The sequence below is a fragment of the Paraburkholderia sp. BR10882 genome (assembly GCF_040948855.1).
GTDB lineage: Bacteria > Pseudomonadota > Gammaproteobacteria > Burkholderiales > Burkholderiaceae > Paraburkholderia > Paraburkholderia nodosa_A.
In genome coordinates, this window is sequence record NZ_JBFPKP010000002.1 from 585,131 (window position 1) to 608,468 (window position 23,338).

General features: G+C 63.6%; 24 protein-coding genes. 12 read left to right on the top strand and 12 right to left on the bottom strand.

All coding sequences use genetic code 11. The annotated features are described in order from the left end of the window. The first annotated feature begins 17 nt into the window (after positions 1–17). The 5 genes from AB3X99_RS07605 to AB3X99_RS07625 all read left to right on the top strand — a co-directional run bounded on the left by AB3X99_RS07605 (position 18) and on the right by AB3X99_RS07625 (position 4,782). Positions 18–902 (top strand): SDR family NAD(P)-dependent oxidoreductase, encoded by an 885-nt coding sequence (locus tag AB3X99_RS07605; RefSeq protein WP_368616564.1) that lies wholly within the window; start codon positions 18–20, stop codon positions 900–902. A gap of 32 nt (positions 903–934) precedes the next feature. After that, positions 935–1,834, top strand: a complete 900-nt coding sequence (locus tag AB3X99_RS07610) for a metal-dependent hydrolase (protein WP_368616565.1) — start codon at positions 935–937, stop codon at positions 1,832–1,834. A gap of 8 nt (positions 1,835–1,842) precedes the next feature. After that, positions 1,843–2,733 carry an alpha/beta fold hydrolase gene (locus AB3X99_RS07615; protein WP_368616726.1) on the top strand — a complete coding sequence of 297 codons (891 nt, stop codon included), beginning with the start codon at positions 1,843–1,845 and terminating at the stop codon, positions 2,731–2,733. Then, complete coding sequence (locus AB3X99_RS07620; protein ID WP_368616566.1) at positions 2,730–3,776, top strand: alpha/beta fold hydrolase; 1,047 nt, start codon at positions 2,730–2,732, stop codon at positions 3,774–3,776. The genes AB3X99_RS07615 and AB3X99_RS07620 overlap by 4 nt, the downstream gene beginning before the upstream one ends. A 112-nt stretch (positions 3,777–3,888) precedes the next feature. After that, positions 3,889–4,782 carry a DUF1571 domain-containing protein gene (locus AB3X99_RS07625; protein WP_368616567.1) on the top strand — a complete coding sequence of 298 codons (894 nt, stop codon included), beginning with the start codon at positions 3,889–3,891 and terminating at the stop codon, positions 4,780–4,782. Positions 4,783–4,910: 128 nt separating this feature from the next. Here the strand turns inward: AB3X99_RS07625 and AB3X99_RS07630 are convergent, their stop codons facing one another. From AB3X99_RS07630 to AB3X99_RS07655, 6 genes are all read right to left on the bottom strand, one after another. Next, positions 4,911–5,507, bottom strand: a complete 597-nt coding sequence (locus tag AB3X99_RS07630) for a thioredoxin fold domain-containing protein (RefSeq protein WP_368616568.1) — start codon at positions 5,505–5,507, stop codon at positions 4,911–4,913. Between the two features lie 170 nt (positions 5,508–5,677). Further along, positions 5,678–6,250 carry a hypothetical protein gene (locus AB3X99_RS07635; protein WP_368606528.1) on the bottom strand — a complete coding sequence of 191 codons (573 nt, stop codon included), beginning with the start codon at positions 6,248–6,250 and terminating at the stop codon, positions 5,678–5,680. A gap of 187 nt (positions 6,251–6,437) precedes the next feature. After that, positions 6,438–6,917 (bottom strand): nuclear transport factor 2 family protein, encoded by a 480-nt coding sequence (locus AB3X99_RS07640; RefSeq protein WP_069261541.1) that lies wholly within the window; start codon positions 6,915–6,917, stop codon positions 6,438–6,440. After that, a complete protein-coding gene (locus AB3X99_RS07645) occupies positions 6,910–7,632 on the bottom strand; it encodes a TetR/AcrR family transcriptional regulator (RefSeq protein ID WP_368606527.1) in 723 nt (240 codons plus the stop codon). The genes AB3X99_RS07640 and AB3X99_RS07645 overlap by 8 nt, the downstream gene beginning before the upstream one ends. Before the next feature lie 98 nt (positions 7,633–7,730). Further along, positions 7,731–8,705, bottom strand: coding sequence for a DMT family transporter (locus tag AB3X99_RS07650; RefSeq protein WP_083244992.1), 975 nt, complete (start codon positions 8,703–8,705; stop codon positions 7,731–7,733). 67 nt (positions 8,706–8,772) lie between these two features. Continuing rightward, positions 8,773–9,618 (bottom strand): AraC family transcriptional regulator, encoded by an 846-nt coding sequence (locus AB3X99_RS07655; RefSeq protein ID WP_368616569.1) that lies wholly within the window; start codon positions 9,616–9,618, stop codon positions 8,773–8,775. 201 nt (positions 9,619–9,819) lie between these two features. On the opposite strand from AB3X99_RS07655, the gene AB3X99_RS07660 reads away from it, so the two are divergent. Continuing rightward, complete coding sequence (locus AB3X99_RS07660) at positions 9,820–10,497, top strand: YceI family protein (RefSeq protein WP_368616570.1); 678 nt, start codon at positions 9,820–9,822, stop codon at positions 10,495–10,497. Between the two features lie 24 nt (positions 10,498–10,521). Here AB3X99_RS07660 and tdh read toward each other — a convergent pair whose 3' ends face one another. Further along, positions 10,522–11,553 (bottom strand): L-threonine 3-dehydrogenase, encoded by a 1,032-nt coding sequence (gene tdh / locus AB3X99_RS07665; RefSeq protein WP_368606524.1) that lies wholly within the window; start codon positions 11,551–11,553, stop codon positions 10,522–10,524. Between the two features lie 17 nt (positions 11,554–11,570). Then, the gene (locus tag AB3X99_RS07670) at positions 11,571–12,770 is read right to left on the bottom strand and encodes a glycine C-acetyltransferase (RefSeq protein WP_069261546.1); all 1,200 of its coding nucleotides are present in this window, start codon (positions 12,768–12,770) and stop codon (positions 11,571–11,573) included. A gap of 163 nt (positions 12,771–12,933) precedes the next feature. On the opposite strand from AB3X99_RS07670, the gene AB3X99_RS07675 reads away from it, so the two are divergent. The 3 genes from AB3X99_RS07675 to AB3X99_RS07685 all read left to right on the top strand — a co-directional run bounded on the left by AB3X99_RS07675 (position 12,934) and on the right by AB3X99_RS07685 (position 15,139). Beyond that, the gene (locus tag AB3X99_RS07675; protein WP_368616571.1) at positions 12,934–13,587 is read left to right on the top strand and encodes a helix-turn-helix domain-containing protein; all 654 of its coding nucleotides are present in this window, start codon (positions 12,934–12,936) and stop codon (positions 13,585–13,587) included. 98 nt (positions 13,588–13,685) lie between these two features. Beyond that, positions 13,686–14,093 carry a DUF2471 family protein gene (locus tag AB3X99_RS07680; protein WP_069261548.1) on the top strand — a complete coding sequence of 136 codons (408 nt, stop codon included), beginning with the start codon at positions 13,686–13,688 and terminating at the stop codon, positions 14,091–14,093. 53 nt (positions 14,094–14,146) lie between these two features. After that, on the top strand, positions 14,147–15,139 hold the full coding sequence (locus AB3X99_RS07685) for a tyrosine-type recombinase/integrase (protein ID WP_368616572.1): 993 nt from the start codon (positions 14,147–14,149) through the stop codon (positions 15,137–15,139). 65 nt (positions 15,140–15,204) lie between these two features. On the opposite strand, the gene AB3X99_RS07690 is transcribed toward AB3X99_RS07685, so the two are convergent. Then, a complete protein-coding gene (locus AB3X99_RS07690; protein ID WP_342946844.1) occupies positions 15,205–16,407 on the bottom strand; it encodes a DNA-binding protein in 1,203 nt (400 codons plus the stop codon). Positions 16,408–17,956: 1,549 nt separating this feature from the next. After that, on the bottom strand, positions 17,957–18,241 hold the full coding sequence (locus AB3X99_RS07695; RefSeq protein ID WP_368616573.1) for a hypothetical protein: 285 nt from the start codon (positions 18,239–18,241) through the stop codon (positions 17,957–17,959). A gap of 41 nt (positions 18,242–18,282) precedes the next feature. Here AB3X99_RS07695 and AB3X99_RS07700 point away from each other — a divergent pair, with 41 nt between their 5' ends. Further along, complete coding sequence (locus tag AB3X99_RS07700; RefSeq protein ID WP_069261550.1) at positions 18,283–19,641, top strand: replication initiation protein; 1,359 nt, start codon at positions 18,283–18,285, stop codon at positions 19,639–19,641. Positions 19,642–19,778: 137 nt separating this feature from the next. Here the strand turns inward: AB3X99_RS07700 and AB3X99_RS07705 are convergent, their stop codons facing one another. Together AB3X99_RS07705 and parA are read right to left on the bottom strand one after the other, a co-directional pair. After that, entirely contained in the window at positions 19,779–20,858 is a 1,080-nt protein-coding gene (locus AB3X99_RS07705) for a ParB/RepB/Spo0J family partition protein (RefSeq protein WP_069261551.1), read from the bottom strand. A gap of 24 nt (positions 20,859–20,882) precedes the next feature. Further along, complete coding sequence (gene parA, locus AB3X99_RS07710) at positions 20,883–21,545, bottom strand: ParA family partition ATPase (protein ID WP_042271984.1); 663 nt, start codon at positions 21,543–21,545, stop codon at positions 20,883–20,885. Between the two features lie 491 nt (positions 21,546–22,036). Between parA and arsC the strand changes: the two genes are divergently transcribed. Both arsC and AB3X99_RS07720 read left to right on the top strand, forming a co-directional pair. After that, positions 22,037–22,390 carry an arsenate reductase (glutaredoxin) gene (arsC, locus tag AB3X99_RS07715; RefSeq protein WP_342946842.1) on the top strand — a complete coding sequence of 118 codons (354 nt, stop codon included), beginning with the start codon at positions 22,037–22,039 and terminating at the stop codon, positions 22,388–22,390. 356 nt (positions 22,391–22,746) lie between these two features. Further along, positions 22,747–23,301 (top strand): NADPH-dependent FMN reductase, encoded by a 555-nt coding sequence (locus AB3X99_RS07720; RefSeq protein WP_069261867.1) that lies wholly within the window; start codon positions 22,747–22,749, stop codon positions 23,299–23,301. The last annotated feature ends 37 nt before the right edge of the window (positions 23,302–23,338 follow it).

Sequence of the window (23,338 nt, forward strand, 5' to 3'; positions counted from 1 at the left end):
CCACCCGGAGCCCGCCCATGAAACGCTTTGACAACAAGGTCGCCGCCATTACCGGAGCCGGTTCGGGCATGGGCCGCGCGCTCGCGCTCCAGCTTGCCGGTGCCGGCTGCCATCTCGCGCTCGCCGACCGGAACGCCCCGGCGCTCGAGGAGACCGCTCGCATCGTGGGCGCGCTTGCCCCTTCAGTACGCGTGAGCACGCGCGTGCTCGACGTGAGCGAGCGCGACGCCGTATTCGCGTGGGCCGACGAAACAGTCGCCACGCACGGCGGCATCAACCTGGTCTTCAACAACGCGGCAGTCGCGCTGTCGAGCACCATCGAAGGCATGGCGTACAGCGACCTCGAGTGGATCGTGAATATCAACTTCTGGGGCGTCGTGCATGGCACGAAGGCATTTCTGCCGCATCTGAAGGCGAGCGGCGACGGACACATCGTCAATACGTCGAGCGTGTTCGGTCTTTTCGCACAACCAGGCATGAGCGGCTACAACGCGACCAAATATGCCGTGCGCGGCTTTACCGAAGCGCTGCGCCAGGAACTCGACATGATGCGCTGCGGCGTGTCCGCGACCTGCGTGCATCCGGGCGGCATTCGCACGAACATCGCGCAATCGAGCCGCGTGGCGCACAACATGGTCGGCTTTATGGTGGCGAGCGAGCAGCAAGGCAAAGACGACTTCGAGAAGTTCTTCATCACCACCGCCGACGACGCTGCCCGCATCATCCTGAACGGCGTGAGGCGCAACGCGCGGCGCGTACTGATTGGCCGCGACGCGCGCGCAGCCGACTGGCTCGCGCGCACGCTGCCCGCCGCGTACCAGGCGCTGGTCGTGATGAGCGCGCGGCGCGAAGCCGCGAAGGCGCGCCGCCGCGCCGCGCGCGGGTCCGCCGCCACGCAATGAATAACAGCAGGCACACAACAGGGAGCCATAACATGATGCCGATACGGCGCGACATCCGCTTCGCATTACCGCCCGAAAGGGCCTGTGACTGGCACGTCGAGGGCGTGCCGGTCACCCACTTCTTCAACGCGCTTTCGCTGCTCTTTCCCGCGGGCGAGCGCTTCTTCATGGATTCGGTGCGGCACTATCGCGACCGCATCGAGGACCCCGAACTCAAGAAGCAGGTCATGGGCTTCATCGGGCAGGAGGCGATGCACACGCGCGAACATGTCGAATACAACGACTTGCTGCAGGCGGCGGGCTTGCCTGCGCACAAGCTCGACAAGCGGTTGTGGTCCATCCTCAACTTCGCGCGCAAGGTGTTGCCGCCTTCGCTGCAACTCGCGCAAACCGTGGCGCTCGAACACTACACGGCCATGCTCGCCGACCTGCTGCTCGCCGATACGGGCACGCGCATCGAAGGCTCGGTGGCGGGCTACAAGCAGATGTGGCTCTGGCACGCGCTGGAGGAAACCGAGCACAAGTCGGTCTCGTTCGATGTCTGGAATCTCGTGATCGAGCCAGGCGTCAAGCGCTATTTCATGCGAACCGGTACGATGCTCGCCACCACGGTTCTCTTCTGGCTCATCGTGCTCGACTATCATCTGGCGCTTTTGCGCGCGCACCGCCGACGCCAGGGCAAGGTGCGCGGCACATGGAAACTTGTGAAGTTTCTCTACGGGCCGCGTCACGGCGTGTTTCCCGGCATCGCGCTCGAATGGCTGCGCTTTTTCAAGCCCGGCTTTCATCCGTGGGATCACGACAACCGGCGCCATCTCGCGCGCATCGACGGCCTCGTTGCGCAGATCGACGAGACCAACGCGCAGTACGCCTCGCGCGCCGCCCCGCGCCGCGTGCCGCTGCATCCGGCGACAACGCCGCGCGCGGTGTGAGCCACGTCATGCGCGGCGCACCCGAACCCGTGTTCGTCCAGTCCGACGACGTGCGCCTCGCGGTCTACGTCAGCGTGCCCAACGATGCGCCGCCCGTCGTGCTCGTGCACGGCTACCCGGACTCGGCGCGCATCTGGAGCGCGCTGCGCAGCGAACTGGAGACGCGCTTTCGCGTGATCGCCTACGACGTGCGCGGCATGGGGGCCTCCGAAGCGCCGCGTGCGCAGTCTGGCTACGCGCTCGCGCAACTCGCGCGCGATCTGTTTGCGGTCGCCAATGCCACCTGCGGCGCGCAGCCGTTTCATCTGCTGGCGCACGACTGGGGATCGATCCAGTGCTGGGAGGCCGTGACCGATCCGGCGAACGCTTCGCGCATTGCTTCGTACACCTCGATATCCGGCCCGTGTCTCGACCATGTTTTTCTCAAGCCGCGCGTCCCGGCGCAGTTGCTGAAGTCGTGGTACATCGCGTTCTTTCATCTGCCGTTCGTGCCCGAACTCGCCTGGCGGCTTGGCGGCGCGGCGTTGTGGCCGTGGTGGCTGCGCAAGACCGAGCGCGTGCGCGTCGAGCCTGATCCCCGGCAGTTGCGCAACGCGCTCAACGGGCTGCAACTCTATCGCGCGAATTTTCTTGCGTGTGCGCGGCGCCCGCGCGAGCGCAGCACGCGTATTCCGGTACAGTTCATCGTGCCGCGTTTCGACCGCTATGTCACGCCGGCCATGTCCGAAGGCATCGAGCGCTGGCTTGGACAACATCAGCGCGAGATTATCGCCGCGCCGCATTGGGCGGTGGTGAGCGAGGCGCGGCAGATCGCGGCGCGCTTCACGCGTTTTGCCACTTGCGCTTCGTCACGCGCACAAGGCTTCGAACCCAACCTGCCCCCAGAGGACCGCCAGTGAACCCACTTGCCCTGCCTGCCGCGGTCGTTGCAGCCGGCGCTGCACTCGCCGCGCTCGCCGCATTCACGCGACGCGCCACGCGCCGCATCGAAGCCGCCGTGCCGATGGACGGTCAATTGGTCGACATCGACGGCGACCGGATTCATTACGTCGAGTTCGGCAGTGGGCCGCCCATCGTGTTCATTCACGGCCTGAGCGGACAAATGCGCAACTTCGCGTGGCTGCCCATGCAGGCGCTCGCGCGAGAACATCGCGTGATACTCATCGATCGCCCGGGTTCCGGCTACTCCACACGCGGGCCGCACGCATCGGCGACCATCCGCGCGCAGGCGCGCACGGTCGCGCGCTTCATCGAAGCGCTGGGTCTCGAATCGCCGGTGCTCGTCGGGCATTCGCTCGGCGGCGCGATCGCGCTGGCCGTAGCGCTCGATCATCCGCACGCCGTTTCGCGGCTCGCGCTGATCGCGCCGCTCACGCACGTGCAGACCGAGGTGCCCAAGGCCTTCCGCGCGCTCGTGCTGCGCTCGAACGCCGTGCGCCGCTTCGTGGCGTGCACGTTCGCTACGCCCATCGGCCTCGCGACCAGTTCCGCGGTCCTCAAGCAGGTGTTCGCGCCCGAGGCCGTACCGGGCGATTTCCGCACACGCGGCGGCGGACTCCTGAGCTTGCGGCCCAGCGGCTTCTACAACGCCTCCGCCGATCTCGTCGCGATTGAAGACGCCGATGATCTCGTGCAGATGGAACAACGCTACGCAGAACTGAGCGTTCCCGTTGATGTTCTGTTTGGCCGTCACGACGTCGTGCTCGACTGGACCCGACACGGCGAGGCGCTCAGCCGCCTCACGAGCCAGGTGACGCTCAAGGTGGTGAGCGGCGGCCATATGCTGCCCGTCACCGCGCCGTCCACGACCTACGACTGGCTGCTCTCCGCGCTCTCGGGCACAGTGCACGCGAGCCACGCGCGCGCGATCGAGGCGGATGAGTCGCGCACGGACATCGGTTCGCCGGCACCGGGCGTGTTGGGCAATCCGTCTGTGACTTAGCCGGCCTCGCCACACGGCGTGCGCTGCGTGAAGAGGAAATCGCGAAGCCGAAAAATGCGTCGGCCCGCGTGCGAATGCGCGGGCCGCAAGCATTCATCAAGGGAGACAGGAAATGAAAATTCAGAAAGCGCGGACGTTCATCGCGTGTGCGGCGCTTGCGCTCGCCAGCAGCGCGGCATTCGCGCAAGGCAACGGCGCGCAAACAAGCGACGCATCGCAAAGCGCAGCGTCCGCCGCCGAAGTCGCAAAACTGAGCGTCGATCAACAGGTGCGCTGGCTGCAGCGCGCACAGAAGAACGACACGCTCACGAAGATGGACGATGCGCAACTGACCGCGCTCTTCGAGGCGTTCGATCCGCTCGTCGTGCCCACGCTCATCAAGCTCGGCCCGGCGGGCTATCCCTCATACGAATTCGTGCTGTCGCGCTGGGAGCGCCTGAACGGCAAGTGGCCCGCGAAGCCCGCGCACATGCTAGTGAAGCTCGAGCACGAGCCGCTGCGCATCTACGCGAAATGGCTGCCCGACGGCGATCATTCGGGCGAGGAGGTGATCTACGACGCCTCGAAGCGCAGCGACGAAATGTACGGACACCTGGGCGGCCTGCTCGGCGTGATGCCGATGTGGACCGCACTCGACGGCACGCTCGCGCGCTCGCAATCCAATCACAAGATCACGGATCTCGGCACCGAATTCATCGTGAGCCAGTTCATGACCGACGCGAAGAAGTACGTCGAAGTGGGCGCGTCCTACAAGCCGCAAGTCGAGGTAAAAACGATAGACGGCGTGCGTGTGGTAGCGCTGACCTACGTTTCGCCGAGCGGCAAGCCGCAGTTCTACGCGAAGAAGCAGACGCTGGGGCTGGACCTGCGGCATCCGTATTTCCGCACCGTCGAAGCCTACGGCGACGACGGACAGATGTTCGAGAAAATCGTCATCGACAGCATCACGCCGAAGTCCTTCGACGACGAAGCATTCGATCCGAAGAATCCCGATTACAAGTTCTGAAACCTGGGCTGCGAGAACAAAGGTGAGGCTTTTCGGGAGGAGCGCACGACATTCGACTCCTGGAACTCCTCACCTATCGTTGTATCGGTGAACTCACGATGCGGTGAATGACTCACCGCCGCGCGCGCTCAACGATACTTCTGCAACTCGGCATCGGTGATGGGTTGCGCCGGCAGATTCAGCATGCCCGGCAAGTCGTCCAGCTTCGGCAAGCCGCTGACATTGGCCCAGCGTCCGCCCGAGCCCTGATAAACAAGCGTAGGCGTACCGTCGAAACCGAGGTCCTGAAAGAGCTTGATGTTGTCGTCGAGCTTGTTCTTGTCGGCGGCGGAGATGTGCGCGAGCGGGGCGATGCCGCCCGATTCGTCCTTCTCCGAGTAATGCGTTTCCAGCTCTTTGAGCAGCGCGGCGCCGTCTTTCGCCTCCAGCAGCGCAGCCGCCTTGCCCGCCGAATCGGGCTTCAGAAAGCCCATAGGAATCCAATGCACCTGCAGGCCGACCGCTTCATACGGTTGCAGCGCTTTCCACACTAAGTGACAGTAAATACAGTTTGGGTCCATAAAGACATAAAGCGTCGACTTCACGTTCGGCCCATTCGCGCCTTCGACGATCGCACTAGCATTCTGCAAGCTTGCAGCCGCCGTTGCCGGCAACCAGGTGGGCTCAGCGGCCACGGCGGCCGTAGCACCAGCGCTCATTGCCAGCGCGCCTGCAGCGATCAGCATGCGTGTGAACTTCTTCATTCTTTCCTCTGACTTGGATAGCGCGTTGCGTCTCGCGCCTGTAAGGCGAAGGCTCGTATCTTAGGGTCACGCCGTGGCACGTCACTGACGCCAATATGGCAAAGGCGTCAGGTGAGCAGCAAAGGTGAGAGTTTGCGGGAGGACGTTGGACCCTAGAACTTGAACCGCAACTGAAACCCGATGGTAAACGGCAGATCGTCAGACGGTATCGGCGGAATGACGATGAAGTTCACGCCCACGCGCTTGTACGCGACCATCACGATAGGCGCGACCACGGGCCCGATCGTATGATCGTGGCCGAGGCCCCAGTTGCCATAGTTGTAGCCGGAGATGATGCCGCCCATCGCCGCGAGCCGCACGAAGCCCCAGTGCAGAAACTCGGGCGCCCAAACTGCGCCGCCATAATAAGAGGGCCGGCGCAACGAGTTGCGAAAACCGCCTGCCGTAAGGGCCCACGTGTCGCCGGGCCAGCATTCGATGCCGAGGCCTGGATTGAATTGTTCGAAGTCCTTGTCGGGATGGATGTGGTACGAGCCCACCATCGCATCGACCCACAGGCCCGAACTACACCAGTTCGCCGCGTGCGCCGGCTGCGCCGTGCCGAACAGCAGCACCGGCAGGAGCGACAGGGCTGCAGCCGCGCCGCGTTTCGTTTTCCTCGCCAGTTTTGTCGCTGCCGTTGTCGTTATCGTTGCTGCGTCACCTTGCTTCTGCCAAAACCGCATGGGCTCTCCGTCCTTTCTTGCGCCGATCCGCTTGAGGATCGTCAGTTTTCTGATTGCTGGTTCGCGGTGAATGACGAACTGTACCGCAACCCGAAGCGTGCGCAATGGAGTCGAGGCTCGGATCGGGCAACGCGCTCGCCGCCGGCATGGTGCCAGCGTAGCGAGTCGTCCCGATGAAAGCGAAGCGTCAGAGGCCGAGGTCGGAGAGGCCCGGATGATCGTCGGGACGGCGCCCGAGCGGCCAGTGATAGAGACGATCCGCCTCGCGGATCGGCAGGTCGTTGATCGATGCGTGACGGCGCGCCATCAGGCCGTTCGCGTCGAATTCCCAGTTTTCGTTGCCATACGAGCGGAACCAGCTGCCCGAATCGTCGTGCCACTCATAGGCGAATCGCACCGCGATGCGATTGTCCGTGTACGCCCATAGCTCCTTGATCAGGCGATAGTCGAGTTCGCGCGCCCACTTGCGCGTGAGAAGTTCGACGATGGCCCCGCGGCCCGTCACGAACTCGGCGCGATTGCGCCACACGCTTTGCGGCGTGTATGCAAGTGAAACGCGTTGCGGGTCGCGCGTGTTCCAGCCGTCTTCCGCTGCGCGCACTTTCTGTATGGCGCTCTCGCGCGTGAACGGCGGCAGCGGCGGACGCACTTCGGGCGAATCACTCATGGTCTTGCTCCTTGCGTTGGGCGGCGCGCCGTGGCGGTGCGCGCGATGGGGATCGGTTTTGGGATTGGCTTGGGGAATCGGAACCGCTTTTCGGTGCGAGGGCGTCGAGCAACGATCGGCCTGCCGCGCGTGCGTCGAGCGCCGCATCGGCGTCGCCGCTGACGAGCGCGACGCCGATCGCGCCATCGATCAGGATCAGCCATTGCCGCGCGAGACGGGCGGCGATCCGGCGATCGACGCCGACGATTGCGGCCCACGCCTCGCTCTGTTCGCGCACGAAGTCGAGCAGACGCTCCTTGTGTTCGCGCGCGACCACGCGCACGGGGTCGGCAGGCGACGCGATCTCGCCGGCGGCGTTGAGAAACGCGCAACCGTGAAAGCCTTCGGACGTGAACCACTCGCGCAATACGTCGAACATGCCGACAAGGCGTGCCTGCGGCGTGCGTCCACGCGCGAGCGTGCCGGCGACGAACCAGCGCATCCAGCGCTCGTCGCGCCGCGAAAGCGCAGCCGCGACGAGCGCGTCCTTCGATTCGAAATACGTGTAGAAGCTCTTGCGCGCCGCCCCCGCCGCGCGAACGATCGCATCGACGCCCGTTGCGTGAATGCCGCCCGCGTAGATCAGCGCCTCAGCGGCTTCGAGCAGGCGCTCGCGCGCATCGGCCTGCGGCGCGTCTGCGTTCGCTTCGGTGTTCGTTACGGCGGGCGGGCTCATGGCTAGTCTCGTTGGGCGCGATTGCGGCGGGATTGCGAAGATCAGCGGGAGAATGATCGTTCTCCCAGTCCGCAATGTAGAACGATCATTCTCCCAAGTCAAGACACTTTGCTGTCGCGCGCGCTACGCTGCGCCCTAACGCGATCCCACAGCCCGCGTCCTGAGACCGCGAACACGGCGACCACGACCAGCGTGAGGCCGAGCACGCGCGTGAGCGTAAGCGGCTCGCCGAGCAGCACCGTGGCCAGCGCCACGCTCGACACCGGCGCCACCGCGGTAAAGACTGCGGCCTCGCCGCCCGGCACGCGCGCCGCGCCCGCATACCAGAGCCAGAATCCGGCCACCGTCGGCACGAGCGCGTAATACGCCACGCCGAGCAAGGCGTTCAACTGCACGGTGTGAGCCGCGCCAAACCAGCCGGGCAGCGCGCACAAGCCCGCTACGACGAAGCCGATGCCCGTCATCGCGCTCGCCTGCGCAAGGGGCGGCCACGGTTGCGACAGCCGTTTGTTCAGCAGGACGAACAGGCTTTCGCACACGACGGCGCCAAGGATCATCGCGTCGCCCGTGAGCGAGCGAGCGCCATCGCGATGCTCGCCGGGCGCGAGTGTGATCATCGCCACGCCGAGGCTCGCGATCGTCACCGAAACGAGCGTCCTTGCGCGCAGCCGCTCTCCGAGCACCAGCGCCGCCGTCAACGCGCAGACCGCCGGTAGCGTGCCGAGGATGATGCCGGCATCGCTCGCCGAAGTACGCTGCGTGCCCGCGATCAGCAAGACCGTATATCCGACGCTACCGATCGCAGCCTGTGAGACGAGCAACAGCGCGTCGCGCAGGCCGGGACGCGGAAACGCCGTACCGGTCAGACGCATGAGCAGCAGAAAGACCGGCAACGCCATCCCGAAGCGCAGCGCGGTGGCCGGCAGCGGATCGAGCCCGGCGCCGATGGCCTTGCTCGCAATGACCGTGCTGCCCACGGTGAGCATGGCCGCCGTCAATTGCGCCTGCGCGACGGATCGGGGGGAGAGGGTCAAGCGCCGCGCGTTTTCGCGCGACGGCAATCGGTTCGACATGGAGCGCTCCTCGTGGTGATACGCCTGTATAGGCTCACGACGGCGCGCCGTCTTGGATCGTTGTGCGTCAGCGGATGATGCGCGTGCGACTCATGCCGCGCGCAAGCCGGTAACGCCCCGGCGATACGCCGAACTGCCGCGCGAACGCGCGGTTCAAGTGGCTCTGGTCGCAAAAACCGGCGGCCAGCGCGGTCTGCGCCGGGGCATGGCCCGCCTTGAGCAGGCGCCGCGCGAGCGCCACGCGGCGATGCAGGATGTAGCCGTGCGGCGCGACACCGAACGCACGCAAAAAGCCGCGATGGAGCTGGAAGCGGCTCAGCCCCGCCGCCTGCGCGAGTTCGGCGAGTAAGAACGGTTGGGCCGGGTCGGTGTCGATCATGTCGCGCACGCGCGCGAGCGACGCCGGTGAGCACTGCGCGAGCACGCGCCGGTGGCCGAGCGCCTCGACGAGCCGGGTCATCATCTCGAGCGCGGCGGCGTCGAAGGCCATCTGCGAGAGGTCATGGTGTGGGTCGGTGATATGAGTGAAAGCCGCATCGAACAGCGCGCGCAAACGCGGTTCACTGATCACCGGCGCGTGGAGCGCAAAAGTGGCGTCGTCACCTTGCGTGATGTCGGCTTGCAGCGCGTCGACCCAGCGCGGCTCGAAATACAACATGCGCCACGTGCGCCCGGCGGCGTCGAGCGGGCGGCCGTCGTGCACCTCGCCCGGATTGACGAGGATGAGGTCGCCCGGCACGGCCTCGACCTGGCCCGCATCGCTGAGCGAGACATGGCCGCCGCGATCGATCACGCCAATGCCGTACTGGTCGTGCGTGTGACGCCCGAACGCGCGCGCCGTGGCGGCCGTCATCGCGTCGACGTCGCGCACGAGCGTGGCGTGAAAACGCACGGCGTGGTTCGTGGCTGGCATGGTCGGCTCTCCGCTCGTTCGGGCTCCAATCGGCGTATGAGACCCGAGTTTCGCGCGGCGCGCAATGTGCGCGTGACCTGGACGAGAAACTGCGCGGGTCGCCGCGATCCGGCCCCGTCGCGTTATGCTTCGCGAACCGGATGGAAGAAACGCACGTCGCCAAACGTCCTTACGGGTGTCGACGAGTCAAAGGGAGATGAGATGAAAGACCGGCCGCTGGTATCGCTTGCGCCCCTCGTTCGCGGCTCGCGCCGCGCCTTCTGCGTGGCGCTGTGCGCGGCGAGTCTCGCCGCTTGTACGCCGCTGCGCGTGGTCACGCACAGCGTGAGCCGCACGGAAGCCGACGTGCCGGCGGGACACTACGTGATGGATGCGCATCACTGGAGCGTCGTGTTCGACGTCGATCACTTCCACTACACGCGCTTCGTCATGCGCTTCGACCGCGCGCAGGCGACGCTCGACTGGCAGGCAGGCGGCCTCGAAGCGGCCGCGGTCGACGCAACCATCGACGCCACGAGCCTCGACACCAATGTCAGTGCGCTCGACACCATGGTCAAAGGACCGCAGATGCTCGATGTAGCACGCTATGCGCAGATCCGCTTCACGAGCACGCACTTCGAGCGCACGGGCGAAGGGAGCGGCACGCTCACCGGTAATCTCACGATACGCGGCGTAACGCAACCGGTGACGCTCGACGTCACCTTGAATGGCTACGCGCCGAATCCGCTCACGAAGCAGCCTACGTTAGGCTTCACCGCATCGGGCCGTTTCAAGCGCTCGGCGTTCGGGTTGACGAGCTGGTATCCCGCCGTGGGCGACGAGATCGACGTGCGCATCGAGGCCGAATTCGAACAGCCGGCGCCGGGCGCAGCGCCGTAACAGCTTCACCAAATCGATTCGCGTTCAGGCCGTGGTCCAGTCGAGAATCACCTTGCCGCTCTCGCCCGAGAGCATGGCCGCAAAGCCCTTCTCGTAGTCGTCCACCCCGAAGCGGTGCGTGATGATGGGCGAGAGATCGAGCCCGCTCTGCAGCATCGCGACCATCTTGTACCAGGTCTCGAACATCTCGCGGCCGTAGATGCCCTTGATTTCCAGCCCCTTGAAGATGACCTGATTCCAGTCGATGGCGGTTTGCGCGGGCGGGATGCCGAGCAGCGCCACCTTGCCGCCGTGGTTCATCGACTCGAGCAACGCCGTAAACGCGCTCGGCACACCCGACATTTCGAGGCCCACGTCGAAGCCTTCGGCCATGTGCAGTTCGTTCATCACGTCGCGCAGCGACTCGCGCGAAACGTTCACGGCGCGCGTTGCGCCCATCCTGCGCGCAAGCTCGAGCCGGTAGTCGTTGACGTCCGTGATGACGACGTTGCGCGCCCCGACGTGCTTCGCGATCGCCACCGCCATGATGCCGATCGGCCCCGCGCCCGTAATCAGCACGTCCTCGCCCACGAGGTTGAACGAAAGCGCCGTGTGCGTGGCATTGCCGAACGGATCGAAGATCGCGGCGAGATCGTCGGAGATCTCGGGCGGAATCTTGAACGCGTTGAAGGCCGGAATCACGAGGTATTCGGCGAACGCGCCTTCGCGGTTCACGCCGACGCCCGTGGTGTTGCGGCACAGGTGACGCCGCCCCGCGCGGCAATTGCGGCAAAAGCCGCAGGTGATGTGCCCTTCGCCCGATACGCGATCGCCAATCTGGAAGCCGCGCACCTCCTGGCCCATTTCGACGATCTCGCCCACGTATTCGTGGCCCACGTGCATCGGTACCGGAATGGTCTTCTGCGCCCAGTCGTCCCATTTCCAGATGTGGATGTCCGTGCCACAGATCGCGGTCTTGCGGATCTTGATCATCACGTCGTTGTGGCCGACTTCGGGCTTCTTCACGCGCGTGAGCGTGAGTCCGGGCGCGCGTTCGAGTTTGGCGAGTGCTTTCATTTGATTCGCAATCCTTGTCAAATCACGCCGAGCTGCCTGCCGACCCGCGCAAACGCCTCGACGGCGCGGCCGATCTGTGCGGACGTGTGCGCGGCGCTCATCTGCGTGCGAATGCGCGCGCGGCCCTTGGGCACGACGGGATACGAAAAGCCGATGACGTAGACGCCCTCGTGCAGCAGCGCGTCGGCCATTTTCGAGGCGACCTGGGCATCGCCCAGCATCACCGGAATGATCGGGTGCTCGCCGGGCACGAGCGTGAAGCCGAGCGCGCTCATTTCGCGACGGAACTGTGCGCCGTTCTCGCGTACCTGGCGGCGCAGTTGTGCGCCTTCGTCGCTCTCAATCAACTCGAGCACCGCAAGCGTGGCGGCCGCGATGCTCGGCGTCAGCGTGTTCGAGAAAAGATAGGGGCGCGAGCGCTGGCGCAGCAAGTCGACGACTTCCTGCTTCGCCGCGATATAGCCACCCGACGCGCCACCCAGCGCCTTGCCGAGTGTGCCGGTGATGATGTCCACGCGCTGCAGGACGCCGCAGTGCTCCGGCGTGCCGCGTCCGTGCTCGCCGATGAAGCCGACCGCGTGCGAGTCGTCGACCATCACGAGCGCGTCGTAGCGGTCCGCGAGATCGCAGATGCCCTTGAGGTCGGCGATGATGCCGTCCATCGAAAACACGCCGTCGGTGGCGATGAGCTTGTAGCGCGCGCCGGCTTCGTCCGCTTCTTTCAGCTTTGCTTCGAGATCCGAAAGATCGTTGTTCTTGTAGCGATAGCGGCGCGCCTTCGAAAGGCGCACGCCGTCGATGATGCTTGCGTGATTGAGTTCGTCGCTGATGATGGCGTCTTCCTCGCCGAGCAGCGTTTCGAAGAGACCGCCGTTCGCGTCGAAACAGCTGGAATAGAGAATGCAGTCTTCGGTTTGCAAAAACGTGGCGAGCGCGCTTTCGAGCTGCTTGTGCACGCTTTGCGTGCCGCAGATGAAACGCACCGACGCCATGCCGAAACCATCGCGCTCGAGCCCGTCCTTTGCGGCGGCGATGAGACGCGCGTCGTTGGCGAGGCCGAGGTAGTTGTTTGCGCAGAAGTTGAGCACGTCGCTGCCGTCTGCGAGCCGGATGTCGGCCGACTGCGGCGTGGCGATCACGCGCTCGTTCTTGTAGAAGCCATCGGCGCGAATCTGGTCGAGCGTCGCGCGCAAGTGGTCGAGATACGGGGTACGCATGAATCGTGCTCCTCACATCGCTGCGGCCTGCCGCAGTTTTGCTGCGACAGGCCTGCGGTTGGTCTGCAGTTTGCTATAGTCGCCGTCAGCCGTTGGCGAAAATTTCCTTTATTTCGAACCTGAGTTCGATATGTCGAACGCACTCTAATCGATGAGGCCGTGAATGGCAAGCACCCGCAAACCGCGATCCGCCCCGGCGGGCGCCGTTCCTGACGCCCCTGCGTCGGCCGCAACTCACGTACTACCTGCTTCCGCCATACCGGCCATCGCGCCGCCGCGCGTGGGCGAGCAGATCCAGCGGCTGCGCACCGAGCGCAGGATGACGCTCGACGACCTCTCGCGCGCCGCGGGCGTCTCAAAATCCATGCTATCGGAAATCGAGCGCGACAAGGCGAACCCGACCATTGCCGTGGCATGGCGGCTCACGAACGCGCTGGGCGTCAAACTCGATTCGCTGTTCGCCGCCCCGAAGGCGCCCGAGGCGATCGCGGTGGCCGGGCCGCACGACATCCCAACGCTGCACGGCCACGACGCGGGTTACCAGTTGCGCGTGTGGGGACCCATTGAGCTGGCCGGCCACTTCGAATGGTATGAGCTAACGCTCAAGCCCGGCGGGGCGCTGGTTTCGGCCGCGCACGAACCCGGCACGCGCGAGCATCTCACTGTGCTGCAAGGAAGCATCGAGGTGGAGGCGGCCGGCGCGACGCAGCGTCTGAAGGCCGCGGACACGGCGCGCTACATTGCCGATCAGGCGCATGCGATCCGCAACGCCGGCAAGGGTGAAGCACGCGCGCTGCTGGTGGTGATTCACGGCTGACGGCCCGCCTCACGGCTGGCGCTGACCGAACGGACGAGGCTGCGCGATCGGTCCGACTACTGTATATTTATACAGTGAAAGTCCGACTGGAGCCGTCGATGTCCCTCCCAACCGAACTACCGCGTGAGCCCGCTCTGGCGGCCTTGCGCTTTCAGGCCGCCGCACGCGACCTCGAACACATCGTTCGCAACATCGCGCAGCGTTATATCGCGCGGCAGGTGCCGCTAACGTGGCGCCTGCTGCATGCCATCGAGGCCGAAGCCCTCGCGGATCTCGGCTTTGCCAGCCGCCACGACGCCTTGATGCTTGGCCTCTTTCAGCGGCCGGGCGACCTCGCCTGGCCAGAAACCGACGAGGCCGTCGACTTCGGACACTCCAACGCGTTGCCGGCGGTATTTGCATTCGCGGTGTCGGCCTACGAACGCGCCGCACAAGGCGCGGAAGAGTCGCGCCGGCAGGCAAGACGCCACGACGCGGTACGGCGTGCGAGGGCTTGGGGTGGCTGATCAGCGCGCTATCGCTATAATGTTCGTGTAACGCAACTAACGGAATGATAGAGATGGCGTCTTCGACTTCCTCACGCGACCTCTTCGACCAGCAACGCCAGGACTGGCAGCGCGACCCCGTCGCGGCGTTCGACGCCTGGCTCGCCTCGCAGGACTTGCGCCGTTCGTCCGCCGAGGTCTATCGCGTGCAATGGGGGCGCTTCCTCGAATGGCTCGCGCTCAAGCGCAAGACGATCATGACCGTCGATACGGGCACGATCGCCGAATTCGTCGCTAGCCTCGATATAAAAAAACCGCAGCGGCTTCGCTACCTGCGGCTCATCGAGCGCGTGCTCGATCACGTGCGCGAAATCGAACTCGCCTCCACGAATCCGGCGCGCTTCATCGCCCAGGACGGCGAAGCCGCATGGCGCAACGCGCGCGAAAACGAGCCAACCGGCTTCCTGACGCCCGCCGAGCGCGCCGCGATCATCGGCCAATTGTTCTCGCCGCTCGTCGAGCCATCGGCTGCGAAACGATGGCGCGAGCGCCGCGACCGTGCGCTCGTTGCCATCTTCCTGGGCGGCGGATTGAAAACGGGAGACGCCATCGCGCTCACGCTCGATTGTGTGGCGATCGGCTCGGAGTGGGTCACGATTGAAGCCGCCAATCCGGCGTTTACGCGCGTCACGCGACTGACGCCATTTGCCGTCGACGTGCTCGGCGCCTGGCTCGAAGCGCGCCGCCTGGCCGGACTGCCCGGGCAGCTGGTGTTTCCGGGTTCGCCCTCAGGGCGCCCCATGCACAAGGCCACAGTGCTGCGCGCCATCGACGCATTGATGGACGCGGCGGGCGTGGCGAAAACGCGCGCCGAACGCGCGAGTCCGCAGACCTTGCGTAACACGTTCGCGGCAGACCTGTTCGAGCGCGGCGTGGATATCGATCAGGTAGGACAGTGGCTCGGCTTTCTGCAGCCGATCTCTGCGGGGAGGCTCCATCGTGCATGGAAGACGTGGGCGGAACGCGAGGCGTCGCAGCACGTATCGGCGCAAAACGACGAGGCATGAAACGTCGCGTCGGCCGGCGATTGAACGTTTGAGAGGCGTGTGCGCGCCTCCCGTAAAAGCTCACGTCAAGCCTGTTCGTGTGAATGCTTGCCGGCCATGAAGCGCGCGTACGCCGCAAGCTTCGTCGCGCCCGTGCCCGAGGTGTGCTCGCACTCCGGGCAAGTGAATTCGAAACCATCGTCCACTTCGGACAACTCCGGTTCCCCTTCGTGACAGTTAGGACAACGCGCCGGCAAGGCGACTTGACCGTCGACCACGGTGCCGAGACTCGCCAGTTCGGCTGCGCCCAGCCGGCCCGCGGCAGCGAGTGAACACAGCAACGACGCGACCGAGGTATCGAGTCCCTGCTGCCCGCGTAATGCGGTGACCTGCCGGGTAAGCACGTCCACTTCGTCGGACCGTTCGCGCAGCACGGCGTCGAGCCGGTCGGCGCGGGCCTTCGCCGTCGCCAACTGCTGGATGAAATCGAATTCCTTCTTGCTGGCATCGCGCTGGGCCGCTTGCCACGTCGACGACATGGTGCGCAGCGAATCCAGTTCGACCAGCATAGGCTTCACGCGCCGTTCGGCCTCGGCGAGCGCGTCCTTGATCTGCTGCGCGTAGTGCTCGGTGCTCTTGCGCATTTCCTCGTGCAAGCCGTCGATGCGGTCGCGCAGCCCCGCGTTGGTGGTCTGCTCCGCCTCGAGCCGCTTGCGCAGGGCGTCGTTTTCCATCTCCAGACGCTGTACCAGCACTTCCCGATTGCCATGCGCTGCGACGCCCTGCGCGGACGCCGCGGCGAGCTGGCTTTCGAGTTCGCGCACCCGCTCATAGGCCGCTTCCACGCGCGCTTCGCTGCGCTGCAGCATCTCATCGGCGGCTGAACGACGGGCCTCGGCCTCCCGGGTCGCCTGCTCGGCATCGAGGCGGCCGGCTTCGAATTCCGTACGTTCCGCCTGCAGGGCTTCGCCCGCGAGCGCGAGCGCTTCCTCGAAAAGCGCGCCCAGCAGCTCGCCGGCGCGCTCTTCCAGTGCGGGCGGAATTGCCCCGGCGCCGACACGCACTTTGGAGGTCGCGCGAATGCGCTGCCAGAAAAGCTCTATATCCTTGGGGATGTCGCTGGCGCTTCCGGTTTGGGTCAGCTCGCGGACGGCAGCCATCGACGGCTTGATCTCGAAATCGAAGAACAAGCGTTTGCAGGCGTGTAAGGACAGTTCCTGCCTGCGTGCTCCGTTTTTTCGCAAATCCTCGATTTCTTCGCGGATTGCCTGGCGGTCCTGGTCTCGCATATTCGTCTTCTCGGCGGTGGAGTGGACGAATAATAACAAATTACGTTCTATTTGCTACGTTTTTGAGTCCTGAGCTTGCCAGCGGTAGGGTGATGGCCGTCAAGGGGCCAACTAGCTCGTCACGAGAAGAGATCAGCGCGGGTTTTCCGTGAAACAAATCGAACTTTGTTTCATAAGCCCTTGTAAACGCGTGAATTTCTCGCCTGATTCTACTGCGATCCGTTGTTTCACGCGAGCCGCCTCGATGAGGTTGCGCGGTGGTGGGTTAGGAATGTGGATATCTCGGGTAGCTCGCGGGGAGGATTCTTGCTTGAGAGATATAAAAGTAAACACCCTTGATACCGGTTAAAAACGTTAACGCCACGGCAAATCCTTGCCTGGCGGGGGTTTCCGGCCGATCAGGTGAAGCTTTACGGGACCTTGGGTGAGCCCCTGCGGGACAGTTCGGTGGCGGGCTTCGGGAACGCCGGTGAGCCACTGCAGGAGAGGACGTGAGCGGGTTCAGGAGCGGGGGGATTCTTGACTTCCCGGCAAGGGTGAGGCGATACGGGAGGCCACGGACGGGCATATCACGCACGGCCGGGCCCGGCTCCGATGTTACGGGAAATGCAACGGTGAGGGGATTCGGGAGCGGTGATTCGCGCCATTTTTTGCCTAAATCGAGGGGCTGAAATGCGTGCGGTGAGAAGGATCGGGAAAAAATGCAGTTCGAAGGTGAAGTTTTTCGGGAGCCAACGCCCGAAATCGGGCGAAATGGGCGCTTTCAGGGCCCAGAGGTGAGCTTTTTCGGGGGCTTGCCATCGAGCCGCACGGATCTTCCGGCTACGCGAAGGACGTTCCCGAAGACTTTACGCGACATAGGGTGAGGATTTTCGGGAGATTGCCGCAGTGCCGCGAAAGTCTCAGGATCCGCCGACGCTCTTTAGCTAAGGTGAGGTTTTTCGGGAGCATTTTTTGGCATATTTCCTGCCGAAGGTGAGCAGTTTCGGGAGAAAGTTGGCGTTCACTGCGCTGCAGACGCCGAGAATACGGGCTCGCGGAGGGTGTTACTCCCGGTTGTCATCCGGTATGGGTGAGAATATTCAGGAGGTTTTTCTCGGCAAACTCGCATATGCCTGAATCTCGTGTCTCGATCTGAGGTGAGGGAATGCGGGAACCGATATCGCCTTCCCCCGCCTGCCACATATGTGGATAAGTTACGGAATCCATTGATTTTTTCTTTTCGGCGCAATGAGCGGTGAGGGTTTCCGGGAGGCCACGACGGTGCAGCGCAACCGGACCGGGATGCAAAAGGTGAGATTTTTCGGGAGCAATTCCGGCGTAACAGCCGCAGCGTCGGCTTTCGGGAGCGCGCCAATTACTTTGGCCTGCGCGACGACAGGTGAGGATTTTCGGGATACCTGGGGCACTCCCTCGTAACGCGCTGATGATTTGGCGCTTCGATCGCCGTGTCGGACAGCTTTTGCCGCCACAAGTGGGACTTTCCGATCGTTTTGTCCGTGCGGCGGGCCACGCTTTGTTGCAGTGCGATCGCACCGTTGTGGATTTTTTAGCCGGCAACCGGTTGGTTGCCAGGATTTCGCGACCATCGACGGACTTTTTTCACCGTCAGCACGAAAATATTTAAGGTGAGCGAATACGGGAGCCGATGGCGACCTTTGGTACTCAGGCAGAAATGCGGGATCCGGCCGGAGCGTGCATGACGCAAAGCGCCCCACTGGATGGGCATCTGACCAAAGGTGAGGCGATACGGGAGGGTGCCGCGGTGAGCGGCGCGCGCGAGATGCGCATCACCGGCAATGGTGAGGGAGGCCCTATAGACGCCTATCACCACAGACGGTATCCTTTCGCGAAATTCTCTTCTCGACCCGACGCATGGCCACGAAGCGCGTGAAAAAGACCGATGTGGTAAGCCCCAGCTCGGCGGAATTGCGCAAGGCCGTCGAGGCGATCGCGATCCAGCCGAAGAGCGGCAAGATCACCCTGCTGACCCGCAAGCTGTTCAATGTCCTGTTGGCCGTCGCCCAGCAGGCCGACGAGTCTGGCGATACCTACCGTGCGCTACTGTCCGACATCGTCGCCAACTCGGCGTTCGATTCGAACGATACGGCGCTCGTAAAGGAGCACCTGCGCCGCATGGTGTCGGTGCAGGTCGAATGGAGCCAGGGCACGTCGAGCCAGAAGCCCGGCCGCAAGTGGGGCATCTCCACGCTGATTGCGGACGCGGAAATTCTCGAGGATCCGCAAACTCGTCGCGTCTGGGTGGAGTTCTCGTTCGCGCCGAAGATCAAAAAGAAGCTGCTGGATCCGGTCCAGTACGCCCGCCTGAGCCTGCAGTTCCAGAGTCAGTTGCGCAGCAGCGCGGGGCTGGCGCTCTACGAGATCTGCGTGCGCTATCTGACCAACCCCAGCCATCTGACGATGCGCGAGACCTGGGAGTGGTGGCGCCCAATCCTTTCCGGTACCCCGGACACCGAAGCCGGCGACGAAGCCAAACGCGAGTACAAGTATTTCAAGCGCGATTATCTGCGGCCCGCAATTGCCGAAGTCAACGCGGTGACGAACATCTTCGTCGAGTTGATCGAGCATCGCGAAGGGCGCCGTGTCGCCGAGATCCAGTTTCGCGTGACCGAGCGCAAACAGCCGATGCTCGCGCTCGACGAGCATCCGAATGTATTCGACAGCACGCTCGTCGACCGCATGGTCAAGATCGGAATTCCGCTCAAGGAAGCGCAGTCGCTTTACGCCGACAGCGAGGAAAACCGCATTCGCGCAGCGTTGCAGCTGACCGAACAGCGCATGCGCAGTACGAGCTTGCCGCCGGTGCGCAGCGCCGCGGCGCTTTTCAAGGACGCGTTGAAGAAGGGCTATGCGCCGCCGGTCGAGACCGCGGCAGGCGCCACACCGGCCGTTGGCCGCGGTGCGGCGGCAGCGGTCTCAGCCGACGATCCGAAGGCGCGGCTGCTCGATGAATACGCGGCGTATCGGCGCAAGGAAGCGCGCTCGCTCTATGAAGAGCAGGGCGACATGGAGCGCGAACTGGCGCGTCAGTCGTTTGAGACGGATGAACTGCCGGGACTGGGATCGCATTTGCGCGACGACTGGCGTCGTCGCGGGCTGGAATCGAAACTGGCCGATACGGCGTTCTTCGACTGGCTCGCGCGCAAGACCTGGGGCGAACCGACCGACGGCGATCTGCTCGCGTTCACGCTGAGCCAAACGCGCGCTGCCTGAGCATCAGTTATGGCCGGTCCGTGCAATGCGGGGCGGTGAGGGTGTGACCGTTCGGGCGATTGTGAGGCATGAAACGATCGTGCCTCAATCGTCGACGGTCCGCCAGTGCGTGGCAGCCGTCGACACATTTTCCAAGGTTATTTCGTTTTCAGGATCTGTTCGATCTGCTGAAGAATCGCGTCCCGTCGATCTTTGGTGAGTCCCTTCAGGCGCAACTCGAGCCGGTCGTCGCCATAAGACTTCAAGTCGCCCACGGCGACACCGTCCAGCTTGATCTCCAGCCGTTGTGCGTAGCGTTGCCGCCCAGCCGGTTTCGGGCTTTCCTGCGCGCTCGCCCGGCCTTTCACGATATCCGCTACCTGACGCGTGCTGAGGTCGTCGGCCACGATGCGGTTGATGAGACGCAGCGTGGCATCGGTGCCGCGCGCGCCGTGATAGCGCCCGACCTGATAGGCCATGTTCGAGCCGAAGCGGTCCGGGCGTGCCACCATTTCCTGCATGACCGATTCCGGCAACTTGCCGATCGATAGCGCAACGGCCACCGTCGATTCGTCGAGGCCGAGGTGGTCGGCAAGTTCACGTTGACTCAGAAAATGCTTTTCGTCGATGAATCGCTTCCACACCACCGCGTTATCGAAAACGGTCTGCGAATCTCGCTGGACGTTCAGGTCGTAACCGAGTTTATAGCTCTGAATGCCGATCGGCAGGTCGACGACGATTGCCTTGACGACTTCCTTGTTCGCTTCTTTCAGTGCCCGCACGCGACGGCCGCCATCGCTCACGTAGTAGCTGCCCGGCGCCGCATAGTCGGGAATGACATGGATCGCCTGCTGTTGCCCTTGCTTCGCAAGATTGACAGCGAGTTCAGCGATCGATGCCTTCAGATAGAAGTGACGCGGATTGAAGGGGCTCGGCTTGATGTCCTTGAGCGGCAACTCGATGATCTGCCCCGGACGGTAGCCTTGAGCGATGCGCCAGGTGCGGTATTCGACCGATTCATTTTCGAGGCCAGGCGCATCGTCGAGAATCGGCTCGACGGCAGGTTCAAGGCCGGTCACAAGCGCAGGCTGACTCGAGCGCCCAGCAACTTCGCGCGTTTTTGGCTTGTCCTGGACGAGGCCGTCGATGGCGTTGAGACGGTCGAGCGCAGTGCGCTTCTCGCTGCTCGTCGTATCCGGACGAGCCTGAAAGCCTTTGGCGAATTGGGAGGGTTTCATTCAGGGTCCTTTATGCGCATAAAGTCAGGGAAGCATGGCCGCGATCTCGTCGGCGCATGCGCGCACTTCCACCGCGGCGAGGCGAGCGCCGCGATCGTTCATTTGCAGAACGGTCTGGCCCAAGGCCATCGCCTGCTTGTACGCCTCACGTGTGGGAATCTGCGTTCTGAGCAGAGGGAAACCAAGCTCTTCGAGGGCGCGCTTCAGCTCGCGGGTGAGCATGCGCTTCTCCTCGGTCTTGTTCAGCAGAAATACCGCGCGCAGATCTTCGTTCATGACCTGAGCCTGCTGGATGAGCTTCACGAGACCAACACTGGACCAGTAGTCAGCCGGAGAAGACGAAGTCGGAATGACGGCGACGGTCGCAGCGAGCAACACCACACCCGAGACCTTTTCCGTGATCGACGGCGGACAGTCCACGACGATCACGTCGTAGTCGTTGACGAACTTCTTGATCTCCCGATGGATTTGGCCACCGGCTTCGGAAAGATTGACGACCGGGAACGGGATGCCGGTGTCACCATCGGCTGACGCACTGGCCCAATGGACCAGCGTGTTTTGGCCGTCGGCATCCACGACGAGAACCCGCTTCCCCTTTTCGTGAAAGGCCGCGCCGAGATGCATCGCGATCGTGCTTTTGCCGACCCCGCCCTTTTGCTGCGTGACTGCGATTATCTCTGCTGCCAATTGGTATTCTCCTTTTTGCTATTAGCTTGGGATTTTACCTGGAATGTTTTTCAGTTCAATGATTTTTGACGTAATTTGCAGTCGAATTAGCCATTCGGACAAGGTTTATGCGCATAAAGCTCGCACAGGGGCGTGGGAACGCCGCTAGCGTTTGCGCGCGGCACTGAAATCTGCCTCGGCAATGCCTTCGATGCATGGCGTCGATCTGCTAACGGGCACACCGGACGATGACATCGGCGCAACTCACGGCTTTATGCGCATAAAGTCCGCGCCTCACTCCATCGCTATCCCCGTCGCACACAAAGCGCGACCGGAAAATCTCGCCGCGAATCCACATGCGCCCCCATGGCAGCAAACCTCGGCACCAAGAGTCAGGAATGGTCCGCAGAAGCGGCCTACGCGTGCCAGCGCGCCCCCCGGTAAAATCGCAGCGAGGCCCCAGTCTCACCGAGGCTCACCCACCACCACTCCTCTCTCGCAATTGCGACGTCATGATCACGATCTACCACAACCCCCGCTGCTCCAAGTCCCGCGCGGCTTACGAACGGGTATCCACTGCAACGGCAAACGAGTCAGTCAAGGTAATTGAATACCTGACACAACCGCTCACCGTCGACCAACTCAAAGCGCTGCACGCGATGCTGGGCTGCCCGCTGCTCGACATGATTCGCACCGGCGAAACCGAGTACGCAGAGCTCGGCCTCGATGCGCCTGGCGTTACAGATGATCAGCTCTACGAAGCAATTGTGCGGCATCCGATTCTGCTGCAGCGACCCATCGTCGTGCGCGATGGCCGCGCCGTGATCGGGCGCCCGACCGAAAACATTGCCGCACTGTTTGGCTGACATCGCCGGGATGCATGCGTTGGGGTACTCAGGCGCCAAAAGCGAGCGAATCGCGAGCGCCCGCGTGCATGGACGAGGTGCAATCCCTGCCATGCACGCATGGAAATTGCATCTTTGCTAACCTGCAGACGAATCCGACGCGAGGCCCGTGTTCATCGGCTCTTCGCGCAAGTTGTCCACAAGCTTATGCCCAAAATCTGTGGATAAATTCGCGTTACCCACGGTTATCCACAACGCCTCGCCGATCCCGATATCGGGCTGACCCGAGCGAGCGTCTGCGCATCGCCGGAAGGCGCATACGTCTATGATGACGTTTCCTTCCATTGCGCTTCGCGCGCGCTTCCGAGGAAACCGAAATGGCCTACAAGATCGCAGTGGTAGTCGGCAGTCTGCGCAAGGATTCATTCAACCGGCAACTCGCACACGCGGTGACTTCGCTCGCACCCGCCGATTTTACTTTCGAGTATCTCGACATCGGCGTGCTGCCGCTCTACAGCCAGGATTACGACGCCGACTATCCCGAGGTGGCGCGCCGCTTCAAGCAACAGATCGAAGCGGTCGACGCCCTGCTGTTCGTCACGCCCGAATACAACCGCTCGATTCCGGGCGGGTTGAAAAACGCACTCGACTGGGGTTCGCGGCCGTGGGGCACGAATTCGTGGCGCGGCAAGCCGGGCGCGGTGCTCGGCACGTCGGTGGGGGCAACGGGCACAGCGCTCTCGCAGCAACATCTGCGTAACGTGCTCGCCTATCTCGACGTCCCGCTGCTCGGTCAGCCCGAGATGTTCATCAAGCACGACCCGAGCCGCGTTAACGAGAAAGGCGAGATCGTCAACGAGGACACCCGCAAGTTCCTGCAGGGCTTCGTCGATACGTACGTGGCCTGGGTCAAGCGCCAGCTCGGCCGCTGACGCCTGAAACGCAACCCACGCGGCATTTGCGCGAGGG